General features: G+C 70.1%; 13 protein-coding genes. 5 read left to right on the forward strand and 8 right to left on the reverse strand.

Annotation, left to right across the window (positions count from 1 at the left end):
* Nucleotides 1-151: 151 nt before the first annotated feature.
* A complete protein-coding gene (locus tag ACFYO5_RS00735; protein ID WP_388704668.1) occupies nucleotides 152-1,105 on the reverse strand; it encodes a heme o synthase in 954 nt (317 codons plus the stop codon).
* A 411-nt stretch (nucleotides 1,106-1,516) separates the two neighbouring features.
* Here ACFYO5_RS00735 and tkt point away from each other — a divergent pair, with 411 nt between their 5' ends.
* From tkt to pgl, 5 genes are read left to right on the forward strand one after another with little or no spacing between them, the layout of a single operon-like run.
* The gene (tkt, locus tag ACFYO5_RS00740; RefSeq protein ID WP_388702646.1) at nucleotides 1,517-3,604 is read left to right on the forward strand and encodes a transketolase; all 2,088 of its coding nucleotides are present in this window, start codon (nucleotides 1,517-1,519) and stop codon (nucleotides 3,602-3,604) included.
* 33 nt (nucleotides 3,605-3,637) lie between these two features.
* Complete coding sequence (gene tal / locus ACFYO5_RS00745; RefSeq protein ID WP_356570127.1) at nucleotides 3,638-4,756, forward strand: transaldolase; 1,119 nt, start codon at nucleotides 3,638-3,640, stop codon at nucleotides 4,754-4,756.
* Between the two features lie 4 nt (nucleotides 4,757-4,760).
* The gene (gene zwf, locus ACFYO5_RS00750) at nucleotides 4,761-6,284 is read left to right on the forward strand and encodes a glucose-6-phosphate dehydrogenase (protein ID WP_356570126.1); all 1,524 of its coding nucleotides are present in this window, start codon (nucleotides 4,761-4,763) and stop codon (nucleotides 6,282-6,284) included.
* Nucleotides 6,281-7,456: a glucose-6-phosphate dehydrogenase assembly protein OpcA gene (gene opcA, locus ACFYO5_RS00755; protein WP_388702648.1), complete on the forward strand. Its 1,176-nt coding sequence runs from the start codon at nucleotides 6,281-6,283 to the stop codon at nucleotides 7,454-7,456. Before zwf ends, opcA begins: the two co-directional genes overlap by 4 nt.
* The gene (gene pgl, locus ACFYO5_RS00760; RefSeq protein WP_356570124.1) at nucleotides 7,453-8,235 is read left to right on the forward strand and encodes a 6-phosphogluconolactonase; all 783 of its coding nucleotides are present in this window, start codon (nucleotides 7,453-7,455) and stop codon (nucleotides 8,233-8,235) included. The genes opcA and pgl overlap by 4 nt, the downstream gene beginning before the upstream one ends.
* A gap of 454 nt (nucleotides 8,236-8,689) precedes the next feature.
* Here the strand turns inward: pgl and pgi are convergent, their stop codons facing one another.
* From pgi to ACFYO5_RS00795, 7 genes are all read right to left on the reverse strand, one after another.
* Nucleotides 8,690-10,345, reverse strand: coding sequence for a glucose-6-phosphate isomerase (gene pgi, locus ACFYO5_RS00765; protein ID WP_388702650.1), 1,656 nt, complete (start codon nucleotides 10,343-10,345; stop codon nucleotides 8,690-8,692).
* Between the two features lie 362 nt (nucleotides 10,346-10,707).
* A complete protein-coding gene (locus ACFYO5_RS00770) occupies nucleotides 10,708-11,043 on the reverse strand; it encodes an RNA polymerase-binding protein RbpA (protein ID WP_388702651.1) in 336 nt (111 codons plus the stop codon).
* Between the two features lie 206 nt (nucleotides 11,044-11,249).
* Nucleotides 11,250-11,480, reverse strand: coding sequence for a preprotein translocase subunit SecG (gene secG / locus ACFYO5_RS00775; RefSeq protein WP_356569274.1), 231 nt, complete (start codon nucleotides 11,478-11,480; stop codon nucleotides 11,250-11,252).
* A 112-nt stretch (nucleotides 11,481-11,592) separates the two neighbouring features.
* Nucleotides 11,593-12,369 carry a triose-phosphate isomerase gene (gene tpiA / locus ACFYO5_RS00780; protein ID WP_388702652.1) on the reverse strand — a complete coding sequence of 259 codons (777 nt, stop codon included), beginning with the start codon at nucleotides 12,367-12,369 and terminating at the stop codon, nucleotides 11,593-11,595.
* A gap of 6 nt (nucleotides 12,370-12,375) precedes the next feature.
* Complete coding sequence (locus ACFYO5_RS00785) at nucleotides 12,376-13,587, reverse strand: phosphoglycerate kinase (protein ID WP_356569155.1); 1,212 nt, start codon at nucleotides 13,585-13,587, stop codon at nucleotides 12,376-12,378.
* A 135-nt stretch (nucleotides 13,588-13,722) separates the two neighbouring features.
* A complete protein-coding gene (gene gap / locus ACFYO5_RS00790; protein WP_388702654.1) occupies nucleotides 13,723-14,733 on the reverse strand; it encodes a type I glyceraldehyde-3-phosphate dehydrogenase in 1,011 nt (336 codons plus the stop codon).
* A 261-nt stretch (nucleotides 14,734-14,994) separates the two neighbouring features.
* The gene (locus ACFYO5_RS00795; protein ID WP_388702655.1) at nucleotides 14,995-17,952 is read right to left on the reverse strand and encodes a M14 family zinc carboxypeptidase; all 2,958 of its coding nucleotides are present in this window, start codon (nucleotides 17,950-17,952) and stop codon (nucleotides 14,995-14,997) included.
* Between the last annotated feature and the right edge of the window lie 634 nt (nucleotides 17,953-18,586).

Consider the following 18,586-nt stretch of genomic DNA (forward strand, 5'->3'; position numbering starts at 1 on the left):
GGGGTGGCGGCCCGCGTGGGGCGGGGGGGTGGCAACCCCGGGTTGGGGTGCGCCATGGCCATGTTGGCCCCCCGGGGTTCTAACAACGGGCGGCGGGGGGGGGGGGGGGTTTGGCCCCCCCCCCCCGGCCGTCGGCCGTTCCAGAAGCCGCCTACCGCAGGAAGGGGTCCACCGCGACCGCCACGAACAGCAGCGAGACGTAGGTGATGGACCAGTGGAACAGCCGCATCTCCTTGAGCTTCCCGCCCTCGGTCTCCGCCTTCGCGCGGTTCTGGAGGGAGTGCGCCTCCCACAGCCACCAGCCGCCGGCCGCGAGGGCGACCGTGGTGTAGAACCAGCCGGTGTAGCCGAGCGGGGTCAGCAGCAGCGAGACGACGACCATCACCCAGCTGTAGATGACGATCTGCTTGGCGACCACCTTGTTGGAGGCGATGACCGGCAGCATCGGCACGCCCACGCGCGCGTAGTCCTCGCGCACCTTCATGGACAGCGGCCAGTAGTGCGGCGGCGTCCAGAAGAACATCACGAGGAAGAGGACGACCGGCGCCCACGAGAGGGAGTCGGTGACGGCGGACCAGCCGATGAGGACCGGCATGCAGCCGGCGATGCCGCCCCACACGATGTTCTGCGAGGTACGGCGCTTGAGGATCATCGTGTAGACGACGACGTAGAAGAGGAGCGCCCCGAGGGCGAGCCAGGCGGACAGCCAGTTGACGGTCAGGCCGAACAGGAGCGTCGAGGCGATCGCGAGGGTGATGCCGAAGGCGAGGCACTCGCGGGGGCTGACCATTCCGGTGACCAGCGGACGCTGCGAGGTGCGGTCCATCAGAGCGTCGATGTCGCGGTCGATGTACATGTTCAGGGCGTTGGCGCCGCCCGCGGAGAGATAGCCGCCCAGGCAGGTGAGCAGCACCAGACCGAGGTCCGGCACGCCCTGCTGGGCCAAGAACATCACCGGAACGGTGGTGATGAGCAGCAGCTCGATGATCCGCGGCTTGGTCAGCGCCACGAACGCCATGACGCGGGCCCCCACCGGCCGCCGGCTCGGGCTCCGGCTCGTCCCGATACCCCCCGCTGGACGGGATTCAACGGCCGTCACGCACACCCCTGACAGAGACATCCCAGCAAGCCTCCCCGTGTGAAGTAGGGGTAAAGGCTCGCGCGTACCACGCCACTGTAGACGTTGCCCATACCCCGGCCTTCGCGGGGGTGGGGTCGTGTTGGGAGACGTCGCTCAGCAGCCGTTTCCCGCTCGCGCCGGGGTGCGCTCATCTCTCGCACTGGGGCTCGATTGAGCAGTCAGATGAGCGGCTCCGTATTCATGTGCCGAAAGCGGCTCCGGCCGGTCGGGAGGCGGATCCCCGGACGGCCCGGCAGTCTGGAACGACTCGAAAAGACGCACGTCCTCACGGGGGTAGGCTCGACGACGGCCGGTGGTTATCCAGTCACCGGCAGCCGGTGGGCGCACGCCCGGAGCAACCGGTATTCGACATGTGGAGAGGAGCCCTGACCCAGGGTGAGCACCAAGCCGACCACCACAGACCTCGAGTGGACCGAGTGGGACCAGCGGGCCGTGGACACCGCCCGCGTCCTGGCCGCCGACGCCGTACAGAAGGTCGGCAACGGCCATCCCGGTACGGCGATGAGCCTGGCGCCTGCCGCGTACACCCTCTTCCAGAAGGTGATGCGCCACGACCCCGCCGATGCCGACTGGGTCGGCCGCGACCGCTTCGTGCTGTCCGCGGGCCACTCGTCCCTGACCCTCTACACCCAGCTGTACCTGGCCGGTTTCGGCCTGGAGCTGGACGATCTGAAGTCCTTCAGGACGTGGGGCTCCAAGACTCCCGGTCACCCGGAGTACGGGCACACCGTGGGTGTCGAGACCACCACCGGTCCGCTGGGTCAGGGTGTCGCCAACGCGGTGGGCATGGCCATGGCCGCCCGCTACGAGCGCGGTCTGTTCGACCCGGAGGCTCCGCAGGGCGAGTCCCCCTTCGACCACTTCGTCTACTGCATCGCCGGTGACGGCTGCCTCCAGGAGGGCATCTCCGCCGAGGCGTCCTCGCTGGCCGGTCACCAGAGGCTCGGCAACCTCGTGCTGCTGTGGGACGACAACCACATCTCGATCGAGGGCGACACGGAGACGGCCGTCTCCGAGGACACGGTCCGCCGCTACGAGGCGTACGGCTGGCACGTGCAGCGCGTCGCCCCGAAGCCGGACGGCGACCTCGACCCGCAGGCCCTGTACGACGCGATCGAGGCGGCGAAGCAGGTCACGGACCGGCCGTCCTTCATCGCCATGCGCTCGATCATCGCCTGGCCCGCCCCGAACGCGCAGAACACCGAGGCCGCGCACGGCTCGGCGCTCGGCGACGAGGAGGTCGCGGCCACCAAGCGCGTCCTCGGCTTCGACCCGGAGCGGTCCTTCGAGGTCTCCGACGAGGTCCTCGCCCACACCCGGGGCGCCCTGGAGCGCGGCGCCCAGGCGAAGGCCGAGTGGGAGAAGTCCTTCCAGCTGTGGCGGGACGCCAACCCGGAGCGCGCGGCCGAGTTCGACCGCATCGCCGCGGCCGAGCTGCCGGCCGGCTGGGAGGAGAAGATCCCGGTCTTCGAGACGGGCAAGGGTGTCGCCACCCGTGCCGCGTCCGGCAAGGTGCTCCAGGCCCTCGGCGCGGTCATCCCCGAGCTGTGGGGCGGCTCGGCCGACCTGGCCGGCTCCAACAACACGACGATCGACAAGACGTCGTCGTTCCTCCCGGCGGACAACCCGCTCCCGGAGGCGAGCCCGTACGGCCGCACGGTGCACTTCGGCATCCGCGAGCACTCGATGGCCGCGGAGATGAACGGCATCGCGCTGCACGGGAACACCCGTATCTACGGCGGTACCTTCCTCGTCTTCTCCGACTACATGCGCAACGCGGTGCGGCTCTCGGCCCTGATGCACCTGCCGGTGACGTACGTGTGGACGCACGACTCCATCGGTCTCGGCGAGGACGGCCCGACGCACCAGCCGGTCGAGCACCTGGCCTCGCTGCGCGCCATCCCCGGCCTGAACGTCGTCCGTCCCGCGGACGCCAACGAGACCGCGATCGCCTGGCGCGAGATCCTCAAGCGCTACACCAAGGTCTTCGGCAAGGGCGCCCCGCACGGTCTGGTCCTGACCCGTCAGGGCGTGCCGACGTACGAGCCCGGCGAAGGCGCGGCCAAGGGCGGTTACGTCCTGTTCGAGGCCTCCGGCGGAACGCCCGAGGTGATCCTCCTCGCGACCGGTTCCGAGGTGCACGTGGCCGTCGAGGCCCGTGAGCGGCTGGAGGCCGACGGGGTGCCGACGCGGGTCGTGTCGATGCCTTGCGTGGAGTGGTTCGAGGAGCAGGACCAGGGGTACCGGGAGAGCGTGCTGCCGTCCTCCGTGAAGGCCCGTGTCGCCGTCGAGGCGGGCATCGGTCTCACCTGGCACAAGTACGTGGGGGACGCCGGCCGCATCGTTTCCCTGGAGCACTTCGGTGCTTCGGCCGATGGCAAGGTCCTCTTCCGCGAGTTCGGCTTCACCGCCGAGAACGTGGCCGACAAGGCCCGGGAATCCCTCGCGGCCGCCCAGCGCTGACGCCCATACACGACACGTAGGAGATGTAATTCCATGACAGACGCACTCAAGCGCCTCTCCGAGGAGGGCGTCGCGATCTGGCTGGACGACCTGTCGCGCAAGCGGATCACGTCCGGCAACCTCGCCGAGCTGATCGACCAGCAGCACGTCGTGGGCGTCACCACCAATCCGTCGATCTTCCAGAAGGCGATCTCCCAGGGCGACGGCTACGACCAGCAGGTCTCCGACCTCGCCGCCCGCAAGGTCACCGTCGAAGAGGCCATCCGCATGATCACGACGGCGGACGTCCGTGACGCCGCCGACATCCTGCGCCCGGTCTTCGACGCCACCGGCGGCCAGGACGGCCGGGTGTCGATCGAGGTCGACCCGCGGCTCGCCCACGACACCAAGGCGACGGTCGCCGAGGCCAAGCAGCTGGCGTGGCTGGTCGACCGCCCCAACACGCTGATCAAGATCCCGGCCACGATGGGCGGCATTCCGGCGATCACCGAGGTCATCGGCCTCGGCATCAGCGTCAACGTCACGCTGATCTTCTCGCTGGAGCGCTACCGCCAGGTGATGGACGCCTACCTGGCCGGCCTGGAGCAGGCCAAGGAGCGCGGACTGGACCTGTCGAAGATCCACTCCGTGGCGTCCTTCTTCGTGTCCCGCGTGGACACCGAGATCGACAAGCGGCTCGACGCGCTCGGCACCGACGAGGCCAAGGCCGCCCGCGGCAAGGCCGGCGTCGCCAACGCCCGGCTCGCCTACCAGGCGTACGAGGAGATCTTCGCGGGCGACCGCTGGAGCGCGCTGGAGAAGGCGGGCGCCAACAAGCAGCGTCCGCTGTGGGCCTCCACCGGCGTGAAGGACCCGGCCTACCGGGACACGATGTACGTCGTCGACCTGGTGGCGCCGAACACGGTGAACACCATGCCGGAGGCGACCCTGTTCGCCACCGAGGACCACGGCGAGGTCACGGGCAACACCGTGGCCGGCACCTACGAGCAGGCCCGTGCCGACCTCGACGCGGTCGAGAAGCTCGGGATCGCCTACGACGACGTGGTGCAGCTCCTGGAAGACGAGGGCGTCGAGAAGTTCGAGGCGTCCTGGACCGACCTGCTCAAGTCGACCGAGGCGGAGCTGCAGCGCCTCGCCCCTTCGGAGGGCTGAGAATTTGTCGAGCAGCAATCCGCTGCGTGACCCCGCAGACCGACGGCTCCCGCGCATCGCGGGGCCGTCGGGTCTGGTCATCTTCGGTGTCACGGGCGATTTGTCACGTAAAAAGTTGATGCCCGCGGTGTACGACCTCGCCAACCGGGGTCTGCTGCCGCCGGGCTTCGCGCTGGTCGGGTTCGCCCGCCGCGAATGGGCCAACGAGGACTTCGCCCAGGAAGTCCATGACGCGGTGAAGGAGCACGCCCGCACCCCCTTCCGCGAGGAGGTCTGGCACCAGCTCATCCAGGGCATGCGCTTCGTCCAGGGCACCTTCGACGACGACGACGCCTTCGAGCGGCTGCGCTCGACGATCGAGGAACTCGACAAGGCACAGGGCACGGGCGGCAACTTCGCCTTCTACCTGTCGGTGCCCCCGGGCGCCTTCCCCGTGGTCATCCGGCAGCTCAAGAAGCACCGGCTGGCCGACCAGTCCAAGGGTTCGTGGCGGCGCGCGGTCATCGAAAAGCCGTTCGGCCACGACCTGAAGTCGGCCGAGGAGCTGAACGCGACGGTCGAGGAGGTCTTCGCTCCCGACCAGGTCTTCCGCATCGACCACTACCTGGGCAAGGAGACCGTCCAGAACATCCTGGCGCTGCGCTTCGCCAACACGATGTTCGAGCCCATCTGGAACCGGTCCTTCGTGGACCACGTCCAGATCACGATGGCCGAGGACATCGGCATCGGCGGCCGCGCCGGCTACTACGACGGCATCGGCGCCGCCCGTGACGTCATCCAGAACCACCTGCTCCAGCTGATGGCGCTCACCGCGATGGAGGAGCCCGCCGCCTTCGACGCGGACGCGCTCGCCGCGGAGAAGACCAAGGTGCTCGGCGCCGTCCGGCTGCCGAAGGACCTGGGCCGCGACACCGTGCGCGGTCAGTACGCGGCCGGCTGGCAGGGCGGCGAGAAGGCGGTCGGCTACCTCCAGGAGGAGGGCATCGACCCCGCGTCGAAGACCGACACCTACGCGGCCGTCAAGCTGGAGGTGGACAACCGCCGCTGGGCGGGCGTCCCCTTCTATCTGCGCACCGGCAAGCGCCTGGGCCGCCGGGTCACCGAGATCGCGGTCGTCTTCCAGCGCGCCCCGCACTCCCCCTTCGACCACACGGCGACGGAGGAGCTGGGCAAGAACGCGATCGTCATCCGCGTCCAGCCCGACGAGGGCGTCACCGTCCGCTTCGGCTCCAAGGTGCCCGGCACCTCCATGGAGATCCGGGACGTGTCGATGGACTTCGCGTACGGCGAGTCCTTCACGGAGTCCAGCCCGGAGGCGTACGAGCGCCTCATCCTCGACGTGCTGCTCGGCGACTCGAACCTCTTCCCGCGCACCGAGGAGGTCGAGCTGTCCTGGAAGATCCTCGACCCGATCGAGCAGTACTGGGACGCGAACGGCAAGCCGGCCCAGTACCAGTCCGGTACCTGGGGGCCCGTCGAGGCGGACGAGATGCTCGAGCGAGACGGACGGAGCTGGCGCCGGCCATGAAGACAGACCTCACGGACACCACGGCCAGCAAGATCAACAAGGCGCTGGTGAAGGCCCGCCGCGCCATCGGCACCCCTGCCGTGGGCATGGTGCTCACCCTGGTCATCGTCACCGACGAGGAGAACGCCTACGACGCGCTCAAGGCCGCGGGCGACGCCTCGCGCGAGCACCCCTCGCGCAAGCTCGTGGTCATCAAGCGCGTCTCCCGCTCCCCGCGCGACCGTACCCAGTCCCGTCTGGACGCCGAGGTACGGGTGGGCGCGGACGCGGGCACCGGCGAGACGGTCGTGCTGCGGCTGTACGGCGAGGTGGCCGACCACGCGCAGTCGGTGGTGCTGCCGCTGCTGCTGCCGGACGCCCCCGTCGTCGTCTGGTGGCCGGTGAACGCCCCGCTCGACCCGGCCGCCGACCCGCTCGGCGCGCTGGGCCAGCGCCGCGTCACCGACACCTACACCGCCGAGCAGCCGGTACGGGATCTGACGGCCCGCTCCCAGGCCTACACGCCCGGCGACACCGACCTGTCGTGGACCCGCATCACGCCCTGGCGCTCGATGCTGGCCGCGGCTCTCGACCAGGTCACGTGCCGGGTCGAGTCGGTCGAGGTGGAGGGCGAGGAGTTCAACCCGAGCTGCGAGCTGCTGGCGATGTGGCTCGGCGACCGGCTGGGCGTGCCCGTCCAGCGCTCGGTGTCCGGCGGACCGGGCCTCACGGCGGTCAGGCTGTCCACGGACTGCGGCCCGATCGTGCTGGACCGGGCCGACGGCTCCCTGGCCACGCTCTCCATCGACGGCCAGCCCGACCGTGCGGTGGCGCTGAAGCGCCGTGACACGGCGGAGCTGATCGCGGAGGAGCTGCGGCGGCTCGACCCCGACGACACGTACGCCTCGGCGCTGCGATTCGGTGTGGAGCGGTTGACCACCCCGGTCGGCAAGAGCGACGAGAACGGCGAGAACGACAAGAACGACAAGAACACGGAGGACGACAGGAGCGGCCGGGGCGGGCAGGGTTCTGCCGGCGCTCCGAAGGCTTCGGCCGAGGCTCCGGAAGCCGTGGCCAAAGGAGAAGCCGAGGGAGAGCCGGTCGCGGTTCCCACTCCCCTCGAAGTGGCTGCGAAAGCGCCCGCGAAGGAATCGACGGCGCAGACCCCGGTGAAGAAGGCGGCCGCGAAGTGAGTACGCCCCAGCTCGTCGTGCACCGCGACAAGGAGCTGATGGCCCAGGCCGCCGCGGCCCGTCTCATCACGAAGATCGTGGACGCGCAGGCCTCCCGGGGTCATGCGTCCGTGGTCCTCACGGGCGGCCGCAACGGCAACGGTCTGCTGGCCGCGCTGGCGGCGGCGCCCGCCCGTGACGCCGTGGACTGGGGCCGGCTCGACCTGTGGTGGGGCGACGAGCGGTTCCTGCCCGAGGGCGACCCGGACCGCAATGTCACGCAGGCCCGCGAGGCCCTGCTGGACGCCGTCCCCCTGGACCCCGAGCGCGTGCACGCCATGCCCGCGTCGGACGGTTCCTACGGCTCCGACGTGGAGGCGGCCGCGGCCGGTTACGCGGAGGAGCTGGCCCGCGCGGCCGGTTCACAGAACCACGGTTCCGTGCCCACCTTCGACGTCCTGATGCTGGGCGTCGGCCCGGACACCCACGTCGCCTCGCTCTTCCCCGAGCTGCCGGCCGTGCGGGAGACCGAGCGCACGGTGGTCGGCGTGCGCGGCGCACCCAAGCCTCCGCCGACCCGTACGACCCTCACCCTCCCGGCGATCCGGGCGGCGCGTGAGGTGTGGCTGCTGGCGGCCGGCGAGGACAAGGCGCGGGCGGCGGCGATCGCGCTGTCGGGCGCGGGCGAGATCCAGGCCCCGGCGGCGGGTGCCCGGGGCCGCTCCCGGACCCTGTGGCTGCTGGACTCGGCGGCGGCGTCGCAACTGCCGCGCTCGCTGTATCCGCCGGCTTCGCCGTGACACGCGTGGGGGCGGCGGGCCCGGAAGCCCGCCGCCCCCACGCGTGACCGCTCGCTCCGCCGCCCCCACGCGTGGGCCGCTCACCTCAACTCTCTCGTCCGCGACAGGAGTTGCCCGCCAACGGCGGTGCGGAGCCGTCGGCGAGCAGCACGACCGGCACGTCGTTCCCCACCCACGGGAACGGGAAGATGGCGAGGCCGGCCGGCCCACCGGGCCTGCCGACACCCAGGGCAGGTCGACCGGCATCGGTGCCGGCATCGACGCCGGGATCGCCCCCGGTCCGTCGCCCGTCCTGCTGCTGTTCGGCACCGCGGCGGTGCCGGGCGCGACCGCGCTCGCCGCCGGTACCGGCCGCTCGCGCCGCCCGCAGGCGCCTCGCGGACACGCTCAGCTCGGTGATCTGAGAGCGCCGGGACGGGGGCACCGGGTGGCCCCCCCGTCCCACCGCGAGCGCTCACGACCGGCCGCGCAGCTCCCGGTACGTGGCGACGAGCGCCTTCGTGGACGCGTCCAGGCCGGGGACGTCGGCGCCCTGGGTGAGGGCGGGTTCGACGCGCTTGGCGAGGACCTTGCCCAGCTCGACGCCCCACTGGTCGAAGGAGTCGATGTCCCAGACGGCGCCCTGGACGAACACCTTGTGCTCGTACAGGGCGATGAGCTGGCCGAGTACCGACGGGGTCAGTTCGGCCGCGAGGATCGTGGTCGTCGGGTGGTTGCCCTGGAAGGTGCGGGGCGCGACCTGTTCCTCGGGGACTCCTTCGGCGCGTACCTCGTCGGGGGTCTTGCCGAAGGCGAGCGCTTGCGTCTGCGCGAAGAAGTTCGCCATCAACAGGTCGTGCTGGGCCGCGAGTTCGTCGCTCAGGTCGCCGACGGGGCGGGCGAAGCCGATGAAGTCGGCCGGGATCAGCTTGGTGCCCTGGTGGATCAGCTGGTAGTAGGCGTGCTGCCCGTTGGTCCCCGGTGTGCCCCACACCACGGGCCCGGTCTGCCACTCCACGGGCCGTCCCGCACGGTCCACCGACTTGCCGTTGGACTCCATGTCGAGCTGCTGGAGATAGGCGGTGAACTTCGACAGGTAGTGGCTGTACGGCAGCACCGCGTGCGACTGGGCGTCGAAGAAGTTGCCGTACCAGATGCCCAGCAGGCCCAGCAGCAGCGGGGCGTTGGCCTCGGCGGGCGCGGTGCGGAAGTGGTCGTCGACCGTGTGGAAGCCGTCCAGCATCTCGCGGAAGCGGTCGGGGCCGATGGCGATCATCAGGGAGAGACCGATCGCCGAGTCGAAGGAGTAGCGGCCGCCGACCCAGTCCCAGAACGCGAACATGTTCTCCGGGTCGATGCCGAAGCCGGCGACCTTCTCGGCGTTCGTCGACAGGGCGACGAAGTGCTTGGCGACCGCCTTGTCCTCCCCGCCCAGGCCGTCGAGCAGCCAGCTGCGGGCGGAGGTGGCGTTGGTGATCGTCTCGATGGTGGTGAACGTCTTGGACGCCACGATGAACAGTGTCTCGGCCGGGTCGAGGTCGCGTACCGCCTCGTGCAGGTCGGCGCCGTCCACGTTCGACACGAAGCGGACGGTGAGGTCGCGGTCGGTGAACGCGCGCAGTGCCTCGTACGCCATCGCGGGGCCCAGGTCGGAGCCGCCGATGCCGATGTTGACGACGTTGCGGATGCGCCTGCCGGTGTGGCCGGTCCACTCGCCGGAACGGACGCGGCCGGCGAAATCGGCCATCCGGTCCAGCACGGCGTGCACCTGGGGCACGACGTTCTCCCCGTCGACCTCGATCACCGCCTCACGCGGAGCGCGCAGCGCGGTGTGCAGCACCGCCCGGTCCTCGGTGGTGTTGATCCTCTCGCCGCGGAACATCGCGTCCCGCAGCCCGAAGACATCGGTGGCCGCGGCCAGCTCACGCAACAGCGCGAGCGTCTCGTCGGTGATCAGATGCTTGGAGTAGTCGATCCGCAGGTCGCCGACGTGCAGTGTGTACCCGCTGCCGCGCCCCGGATCGGCGGCGAACAGCTCACGCAGCCGCACCTCGCCGAGTTCCTCACGGTGCTTGGCCAGAGCGGTCCACTCGGGCGTCTGGTTGAGCCTCGTACGGCCGTCTGCGTTCATGTCGGACCCAGCCCTCTTCTCTCACCTGTCCGTGCCGCGCGTCTTGTCCCCGTTCCCAACCTAATTGATCAGCGCATGACGTGAGCTGTCGTGGGACCGTCCCGCGGTGCGACAACAGGTACGGTCGCGCGGCCCGTGGGTCTCAGCGCGAGGCCCGAAAGGGTGAAGGGGCGAAGGGGCGGGGCGAAGGGCGGTGTGAGCGTCGCCGGGCAGCACGGACGACCCAGTCGGCGGCGGACCGCCGGGGCACGGAGCCCGGGGACGAACCCTTTGCGCGGTACGGGCGCGCGGTACATGCGCACACGGGCGCGCGGCTCAGATGCGGCCAAGTGCCCGCGGGCGACCTGGCCGTTGCTCAACTCCTAGATCTCGCCCCGGAGTTTCGCGAGCGCCTCGGCGAGGATCGCCTCACCGTCCGCGTCGCTGCGCCGCTCCCGCACATAGGCGAGGTGCGTCTTGTAGGGCTCGGTGCGCGGCGGGGCCGGGGGGTTGTCCCGGTCCTGGCCGGCCGGGAAGCCGCAGCGCGGGCAGTCCCAGGTATCGGGGACCTGCGCGTCGCTGGCGAAGCTGGGCTCCGTCTCGTGCCCGTTGGAGCACCAGAAAGAGATGCGCGCACGCGGCGCGGACTCGCCACGCTCGGCCTCGCCCATCGGCCCCGCCCCGACCCGGCTTCCACGGATCGCGTTGCCACTTGCCACGGTCGTAACTCCCTGCGTGATGGTGCCGGAAGCGAGTCGGCTTCGCTTCGCTGCGAGCGCCTCAGTCTACGTAAGGCCCAACGCGCGTCCAGTGATTGGAGCTACATCCCCCCACACGTAGACGCAAGCCCCATGATAGGCCGCGCTCAGCTGCGCGTACCGAACATGGGGCCTTACGTACGGAATGTGTGCCTGCGAGAGGCTGATCAGCTGTTCGTCTTCATCAGGATGCCGAGGACGATGATGCTCGCGAACCAGAGCAGACCGATCACGACGGTGATGCGGTCGAGGTTGCGCTCGGCGACCGAGGAGCCACCGACGGAGGACTGCATGCCGCCACCGAACATGTCGGAGAGACCGCCGCCCTTCCCCTTGTGCATCAGCACCAGCAGCATCAGCAGCAGGCTGAAGACGATCAGGGCGATCGAGAACCCCAAAACCACGGCTGGACCAACTTCCTCGGATTCGGATAACGACGGGGGCACAGCTTCTGCGCTGTGCCCCCGCAAGGGTACGACGGATCGCCGCTACCGCCTACTCACAGCCCGGTCACTGATCGCGGAAGCGCACGATCCTGACGAACTCCTCGTGGTCCAGCGAGGCACCGCCGACCAGGGCACCGTCGATGTCGGCCTGCGCCATGATCTCGGCGACGTTGCCCGACTTCACGGAGCCGCCGTACTGGATGCGGATCTTGTCGGCCACGTCCTGGGAGTACAGCTCGGCGAGCTTGCCGCGGATGGCGGCGCAGACCTCCTGGGCGTCATCGGCGCCGCAGACCTTGCCGGTGCCGATGGCCCACACCGGCTCGTAGGCGACCACGACCGTCTCGGCCTGCTCGGCCGGGACGTCCTTCAGACCGCCCTCGACCTGGCTGAGGGTGTGCGAGACGTGGTTGCCCGCCTCGCGGACGTCCAGCTCCTCGCCGACGCACAGGATCGGGGTGAGGCCGTGCTTGTAGGCGGCCTTGACCTTGGCGTTCACCTGCTCGTCGGTCTCGCCGTGGTACTGGCGGCGCTCGGAGTGGCCGATCGCGACGTAGGTGCACCGCAGCTTGGCGAGCATCGGGCCGGAGATCTCGCCGGTGTAGGCGCCGCCGTCGTGCGCGGAGATGTCCTGGGCGCCGTACTTGATCTTCAGCTTGTCGTGCTCGACCAGCGTCTGCACGGAGCGCAGGTCGGTGAAGGGCGGCAGGACGGCGACCTCTACGGCCTCGTAGTCCTTGTCGGCCAGGGCGAAGGCGAGCTTCTGGGTGTGGGCGATGGCCTCGAGGTGGTTGAGGTTCATCTTCCAGTTGCCCGCCATCAGCGGCGTACGGGTGCTCATGCGGGGTCAGTCCTCCAGTGCGGCGAGGCCGGGGAGCGTCTTGCCCTCGAGGTATTCGAGGGAGGCGCCGCCGCCGGTCGAGATGTGGCCGAATGCGTTCTCGTCGAAGCCCAGCAGGCGGACGGCCGCGGCGGAGTCGCCACCGCCGACGACCGTGAAGGCCGGGGAGTCGAGGAGTGCCTGGGCGACCGCCTTGGTCCCCTCGGCGTAGTCGGGGTGCTCGAAGACGCCCATCGGGCCGTTCCAGAAGACGGTGGCGGCGTCGGCGAGCTTCGAGGCGTACAGCTTGCGGGTCTCGGGGCCGATGTCCAGGCCCAGCTGGTCGGCGGGGATGGCGTCCGCGGCGACGGTGTGGGGGTGTCCCGGCGCCTTGGTCTTCAGGTCCGGGAACTCGGTGGCGGTCACCACGTCGACGGGGAGGACCAGCTCGACGCCGTTCTTCTGCGCCCGCTCGATGTACTCCCGGACGACCGGGATCTGGTCCTCCTGGAGGAGGGAGGCGCCGACCTCGTACCCCTTGGCCTTGAGGAAGGTGAACACCATGCCGCCGCCGATGAGGAGGCGGTCCGCCTTGCCGAGCAGCTGGTCGATGACGGCGAGCTTGTCGGAGACCTTGGAGCCGCCGAGGGCGACGACGTAGGGCCGCTTGACGTCCTCGGTGAGCTTCTTCAGGACGGCGACCTCGGTGGCGATGAGGTGGCCGGCGGCGTGCGGCAGCCGTGCCGGGAGGTCGAAGACCGAGGCGTGCTTGCGGTGGACGGCGCCGAAGCCGTCGCTCACGTACACGTCGGCGAGTTCGGCCAGCCGGTCGGCGAAGGCGCCGCGCTCGGCGTCGTCCTTGGCCGTCTCCCCCGCGTTGAAGCGCAGGTTCTCGATGACGGCGACCTGGCCGTCGGTGAGGCCCGCGACGGTGGAGCGGGCGGAGTCGCCGACCGTGTCGGTCGCGAACGCCACGTCGGTACCCAGGAGTTCACCCAGGCGGGCGGCGGCGGGGGCGAGCGAGAAGGCCGGGTCGGGGGCTCCCTTGGGGCGGCCCAGGTGCGAGGCGACCACCACCTTGGCGCCCGCGTCCGCGAGGGCCTTGACGGTCGGGAGGACGGCGCGGATGCGGCCGTCGTCGGTGATGGTGCCGCCGTCCAGCGGCACGTTGAGGTCGGCGCGGACGAAGACCCGCTTGCCGGCCACGCCTTCGGAGAGGAGTTCGTCGATCGTCTTCATGTAAAGGGCTCCCGGGAGGGCTCGTGTTGCTCCGTGATCGTAGACAGGGCCGATCTGCACGTGAGTCAGGGCCCGGACGGCGCGTCCCCGCGCCGTCCGGGCCCTGCCTTCACGTCGAGGTGCCTGCTCCGTCGATCAGAGCTGGTTGCCGACGAAGACCGTCAGGTCGACGAGGCGGTTGGAGTAGCCCCACTCGTTGTCGTACCAGCCGAGGATCTTCACCGAGTTCCCCTCCTGGACCATGGTCAGGGAGGAGTCGAAGGTGCAGGACGACGGGTCGCCGACGATGTCGGAGGAGACGATCGGGTCCTCGGTGTAGGTCAGGAAACCCTTGAGGTCGCCGTCCTCGGAGGCCTTCTTGAACGCGGCGTTGACCTCGTCCTTGGTGACCTCGCGCTGGAGAGTCACGACCAGGTCGGTGGCCGAGCCGGTCGGGACCGGGACGCGCATCGCGATGCCGTCGAGCTTGCCCTTGAGCTGCGGCAGGACCAGGGCGGTGGCCTTGGCGGCACCCGTCGTGGTCGGGATGATGTTCTCGGCGGCGGCGCGGGCGCGGCGCAGGTCCGAGTGCGGGAAGTCCAGGATGCGCTGGTCGTTGGTGTACGCGTGGACCGTCGTCATCAGACCCTTGACGATGCCGAAGTTCTCGTCGAGGACCTTGGCCATCGGCGCCACACAGTTGGTGGTGCAGGAGGCGTTGGAGATGACGTGGTGGTTGGCCGCGTCGTACTTGTCCTGGTTGACGCCCATCACGATGGTGATGTCCTCGTCCTTGGCCGGAGCCGAGATGAGGACCTTCTTGGCGCCGCCGGCGATGTGCTTCTCGGCGTCGGCCTTCTTCGTGAAGATGCCCGTCGACTCGATGACGATGTCGACGCCGAGGTCGCCCCACGGGATGTCGGCGGGGTTGCGCTCGGACAGGACCTTGATGGTGTGGCCGTCCACGGTGATCGTGTCGGCGGTGTGCGACACCTCGGCCTTCAGGCGGCCCAGGATGGTGTCGTACTTGAGCAGGTGAGCGGTTGTCGCGGTGTCACCCAGGTCGTTGACAGCCACGATCTCGATGTCAGCACCCTGCTCCAGCAGCGCGCGGAAGTAGTTACGACCGATGCGGCCAAAGCCGTTGATGCCTACGCGGATCGTCACGAACCGATCTCCTCGTTGGTACGCCGGCCACGAGGTGCCGGCGAGCTGTATTTGGGATGTCCCCGACCACCCACGACCCTACCTCTCCGAGGCCGCCGGGGTGACATCGAGTCGGCCCATACACGGCAGGGCGGTCCGTACCCACCAGTAGGGGTACGGACCGCCCGGCTCTCCAGGGCCGTTCAGCCGATTCGGTCACGCTGTGTCACGGGCGCCGGACCTCAGCGTGCCGTTCGGTGCCTGTCGTCGAGTCGTCGGCCGTCAGTCGTCAAGTGAGTCCAGAGCCTTTCCGATGAGCGCCGTGCGGTCGGCCGACGCGGCGACATGCTCCAGGCCGAAGCCCAGCAGCACCGTGTCGTCGGTGGTGACCGCCCCGTACGTCCGGAACAGCGTGCCGGTGCGCGTCCAGTCCTTCAGGACGGCCGGGCTGCCCGGGGGCGGTCCGGCGACCTGCCAGGCGCCGAGGGAGGTCTCGAACCCCTCGGTCTGGGTGGCGGTACCGCCGACGACGAGCGAAGCCTCGTCGGCGAGGACGCCGTGACCGCCGCTGCCCGGGTCGGTGACGTAACCGAGGGAGACCTCGACGGACGTGCCGGCGTAGGCGCTCAGGTCGAAGTTCACCTGCTGCCAGCCGTCGGAGGCGCCGGTGAGCGCGTTCCACGAGCCGGTGGTGCCGGTCGCGGTGCACGCGTCCGCGGTCAGGGTCAGGTAGTGGCGGAGCTGGGGGTGTTCCCCGATGTAGTACCCGGCCCCGCACTCGGCGGGTACGGCGGGGCTGGTGGCGCCGCCGGCCTCCGGCAGGGTCGTCCAGTCGTCGGACCCGACCGTGTGGATCTCGACCAGCGCGTTGTCGTAGCCCGGCTCGGTGTCCCACAGCAGTTGGGTGCGCAGGGCGGGCCGGTCGGCGGCGGTGACACCGGTGAGGTCGATGGTGCGGGTGAGGCGCTTGTAGGCGTCGTCGGTGTGGATGGCGGCCGCCATGGAGGTGCCCGCGTAGGGCCCGTAGGGGTTGACGGTCCCGGCGAACTGTCCCGCGCCCGCGCTCGCGAACTGCGGATACGTGGCGGCGGGCAGCTCGTCGGAGGTGACGCCGTAGGTGCCGGCCCGGTCCAGCGGGTTGCCGGGGGCGCCGACGAGCGGTCCGGTGTACCCGTCGAGCGCCGCGGAGCCGGTGAACCCGGTGGCGCCGGGGGTGGACGTACGGGAGTAGGCGCCCAGGTAGTACTGGCTGAAGTCGTTGGACGGGGTGCCGTCGCCAAGGTCGACGTTGCCGCCGGCCAGTTCGCCGGCCTCGATGAGCTTGCCGCCCTCGTTGAGGAAGGCGCGCAGTTCCAGCTGGGTCGGGTTGCCGGGGAGGCTCGCGCCCGTGTAGTGGACGACCGTGCGGAAGTGGCCCAGCACGCCGAGCGCGTCGGGCGGGCCCTGCGCGGCGACGTCCCAGACGATCGCCCGGCGCCCGTTGGCCTTCAGCGCGTCGACGTACGTCCGCGCCTGCGTGGCGGTCGTGCCCTCCTCGGCGACGACGAGGGTGTCGGCCCGCGGCCGCTCGGCGACGGTGTAGGTGAAGTGCGAGCTGGAGACCTTCCTGCCGTGGCTCGTCTCGCCGGTGAACCACACCTCGACCTTGTCGCCGGGCTCGCCGTCCCGGACCTTCGCCCGGTACTCGTCGTAGAAGAGGTCGTCCTCGCCGCCGAAGGTCTCGCCGCCCTTCCAGCGCCTGAGCGCCTGGTCGTGGGTGCGGCCGCCGTTGACGCGGTACCTGAGTTCCTTGTCGCGGATCGCCTTCCGTACGACGACGGAGACCTCCTGGTCGGCGCCGCGCGAGTACGACGTGGTGAAGGCGGCCGGAGTGAAGTCGGCGGCGCTCAGGCCGATCGAGGACTTCGGCTGGTCGGGGCGGGCGGCGCTCTCGGCGACGGACAGTGCGAAGGGGACGTTCTTCGCGAACTCCTGCTGGATCAGCTTCTCGTCGTCCGGGAAGCTGAACACCGACTGGCAGTCGGCGGCGTTCCACTGGTCGTCCGGGGAGAGGTTCGAGGCCGTCTGGCAGGTCGACATCTCGGGGGTGAACATCGCCGTGCCGTTGACGTTGGACGCGTGGCCGTCGGCCTCGCCGTTGGTGGTGTACAGCTCCGAGGAGACCTGCGGACGGTAGCCGGGGATCGCGGAGTTCTCCGGGGTGCCCGCCAGCGCCTTGTACGCGACGTCGTCGGGGCTGTCGGTGGCGACCTGCCAGCCGACGCCGTAGAGGAGGAGTTCCGCCGCGGAGTGGTAGTTGATGCCGTAGGCGAAGCCGATCCGCTTCTCGAAGGCGTCCAGCGCCTTGGTCTCGGGCTCGGAGTTCGGGCCCGCGCCGCGGTAGGTCTGGCTGGTGGCGTTGGGCGACGAACCCTCGTCGTCGTAGCCCCACTTGTAGGCGAAGTTGCGGTTGAGGTCGACGCCGTCGCCGGTGCGGATCTCGCCGTCGGCGTTGACGTCCCGCAGGTTCTTGCGCCACAGGCGGTTCGCGGCGTCCTGGAAGGTGTAGTCGTAGCCGTCGGGGTTGGCCGACAGGACGAACCACAACTCGGTCGAGTCGACCAGCTTCTTGACGCGCTTGTCGGTCCTGTAGCTGTCGAGGTAGTGGTGCATCAGCCGCCGGGTCATCTCCGGGGTGATCCACTCGCGCGCGTGCTGGTTGGACATGTACAGCACCGACGGCTTGGAGCCGTCCCCGGACTTCTTCGCGTTCTTGGTCAGTTTGAGGGCGAGGATGTCCTGGCCGCGGACCGTCTTGCCGATGGAGACGACCTTGGTGAGGCCCGGGTTGCGCTGGGCGGTGCGGAGGATCTCCTCCCGCAGGCCGCCGCTGCCGCTGTACGGCCGGAACACGCCGTCCGCGGCGGCCCGTACGCGGCTCTCGGCCTTGGCCGAAAGGGTGTGCTCGGTGAGCGGGACGCCCTGCTTCTCCAGCTTCTTCGCCTGGTCGTCGGTGAGGTACACCTCTACGGTGGCGGTGCCCTGTTCGGGCGCCTGCTCACTGAGTTCGTGGCCGTCCTGGCCGGCCGCCAGCAGCAGGGGTACCTGCTTCTTGGTGACCTCGGCGCGGAAGACCTTGACCTCGTCCGCGTCGGACTTGTCGGAGGAACGTGCGGGCTGCGCCTGGGCGATGGGTGCGATGCTCGCTCCACCGACCAGGAGCGCGCCGACAGCGAGGATCGATCTCGCTCTACGTCTCATGAACCCCCCTTGCGTGAGTTCGCCACAGCAGCGAACACAGTCAGGCTCATGACTGTTCATGATCGAGTCAAGGGTGCGTCAAAAAGGGTCGTGACGGCGTGACTTGCCGTCGGCACGGGGGTGCGGGAGGGGGGCACGCCGTACCTCCGGCGCCGGAGTGCGGTGGACATCGGCGTGCCGCCGGAACCCCGTGTCGGGCGGGCCGGGGCGGACGGCCGGACTCGGCCGGGCAGGCTCGGCCGGGCAGGCTCGGCCGGACTCGGCCAGGCTCGGGGACAACTGATCAGAGCGTGGTGGAGAGGCTGAGCCCACTCGGGGAGGGTGCCTGCCCGGAGCCCGGTGAGGTGCTCAGGCCACCCGGTTGTCGTGGCATCGGGCTACCGGGGCTACCGGGGCTACCGGGGCTACCGGGGCTACCGGGGCTACCGGGGCTACCGGGGCTACCGGGGCTACCGGGGCTACCGGCCAGCGTGGCCCGGTCCACCGGGCAGGCCGTCGGGCTGCCCACGCCGCCGGGCCACCCACGCCGTGGGGCCGTCCGTCGGCCGAACCCGCCAGACGACCGGTTCGCCAGGACCCTGGTCGACCCGGCCCGGCCAGGTGCCAAGGCCGGGACGGGCCACCGGCCGACCTA

This window comes from Streptomyces sp. NPDC006259, assembly GCF_042870975.1.
Classification (GTDB): Bacteria; Actinomycetota; Actinomycetes; order Streptomycetales; family Streptomycetaceae; genus Streptomyces.

What these genes read in the sequence shown, in the direction of transcription:
- tal (WP_356570127.1), top strand. Translation starts at nt 3,638, where the DNA reads ATGACAGACGCACTCAAGCGCCTCTCCGAGGAGGGCGTCGCGATCTGG.
- opcA (WP_388702648.1), top strand. Translation starts at nt 6,281, where the DNA reads ATGAAGACAGACCTCACGGACACCACGGCCAGCAAGATCAACAAGGCG.
- pgi (WP_388702650.1), bottom strand. Translation starts at nt 10,345, where the DNA reads ATGAACGCAGACGGCCGTACGAGGCTCAACCAGACGCCCGAGTGGACC.
- tpiA (WP_388702652.1), bottom strand. Translation starts at nt 12,369, where the DNA reads ATGAGCACCCGTACGCCGCTGATGGCGGGCAACTGGAAGATGAACCTC.
- ACFYO5_RS00785 (WP_356569155.1), bottom strand. Translation starts at nt 13,587, where the DNA reads ATGAAGACGATCGACGAACTCCTCTCCGAAGGCGTGGCCGGCAAGCGG.
- ACFYO5_RS00795 (WP_388702655.1), bottom strand. Translation starts at nt 17,952, where the DNA reads ATGAGACGTAGAGCGAGATCGATCCTCGCTGTCGGCGCGCTCCTGGTC.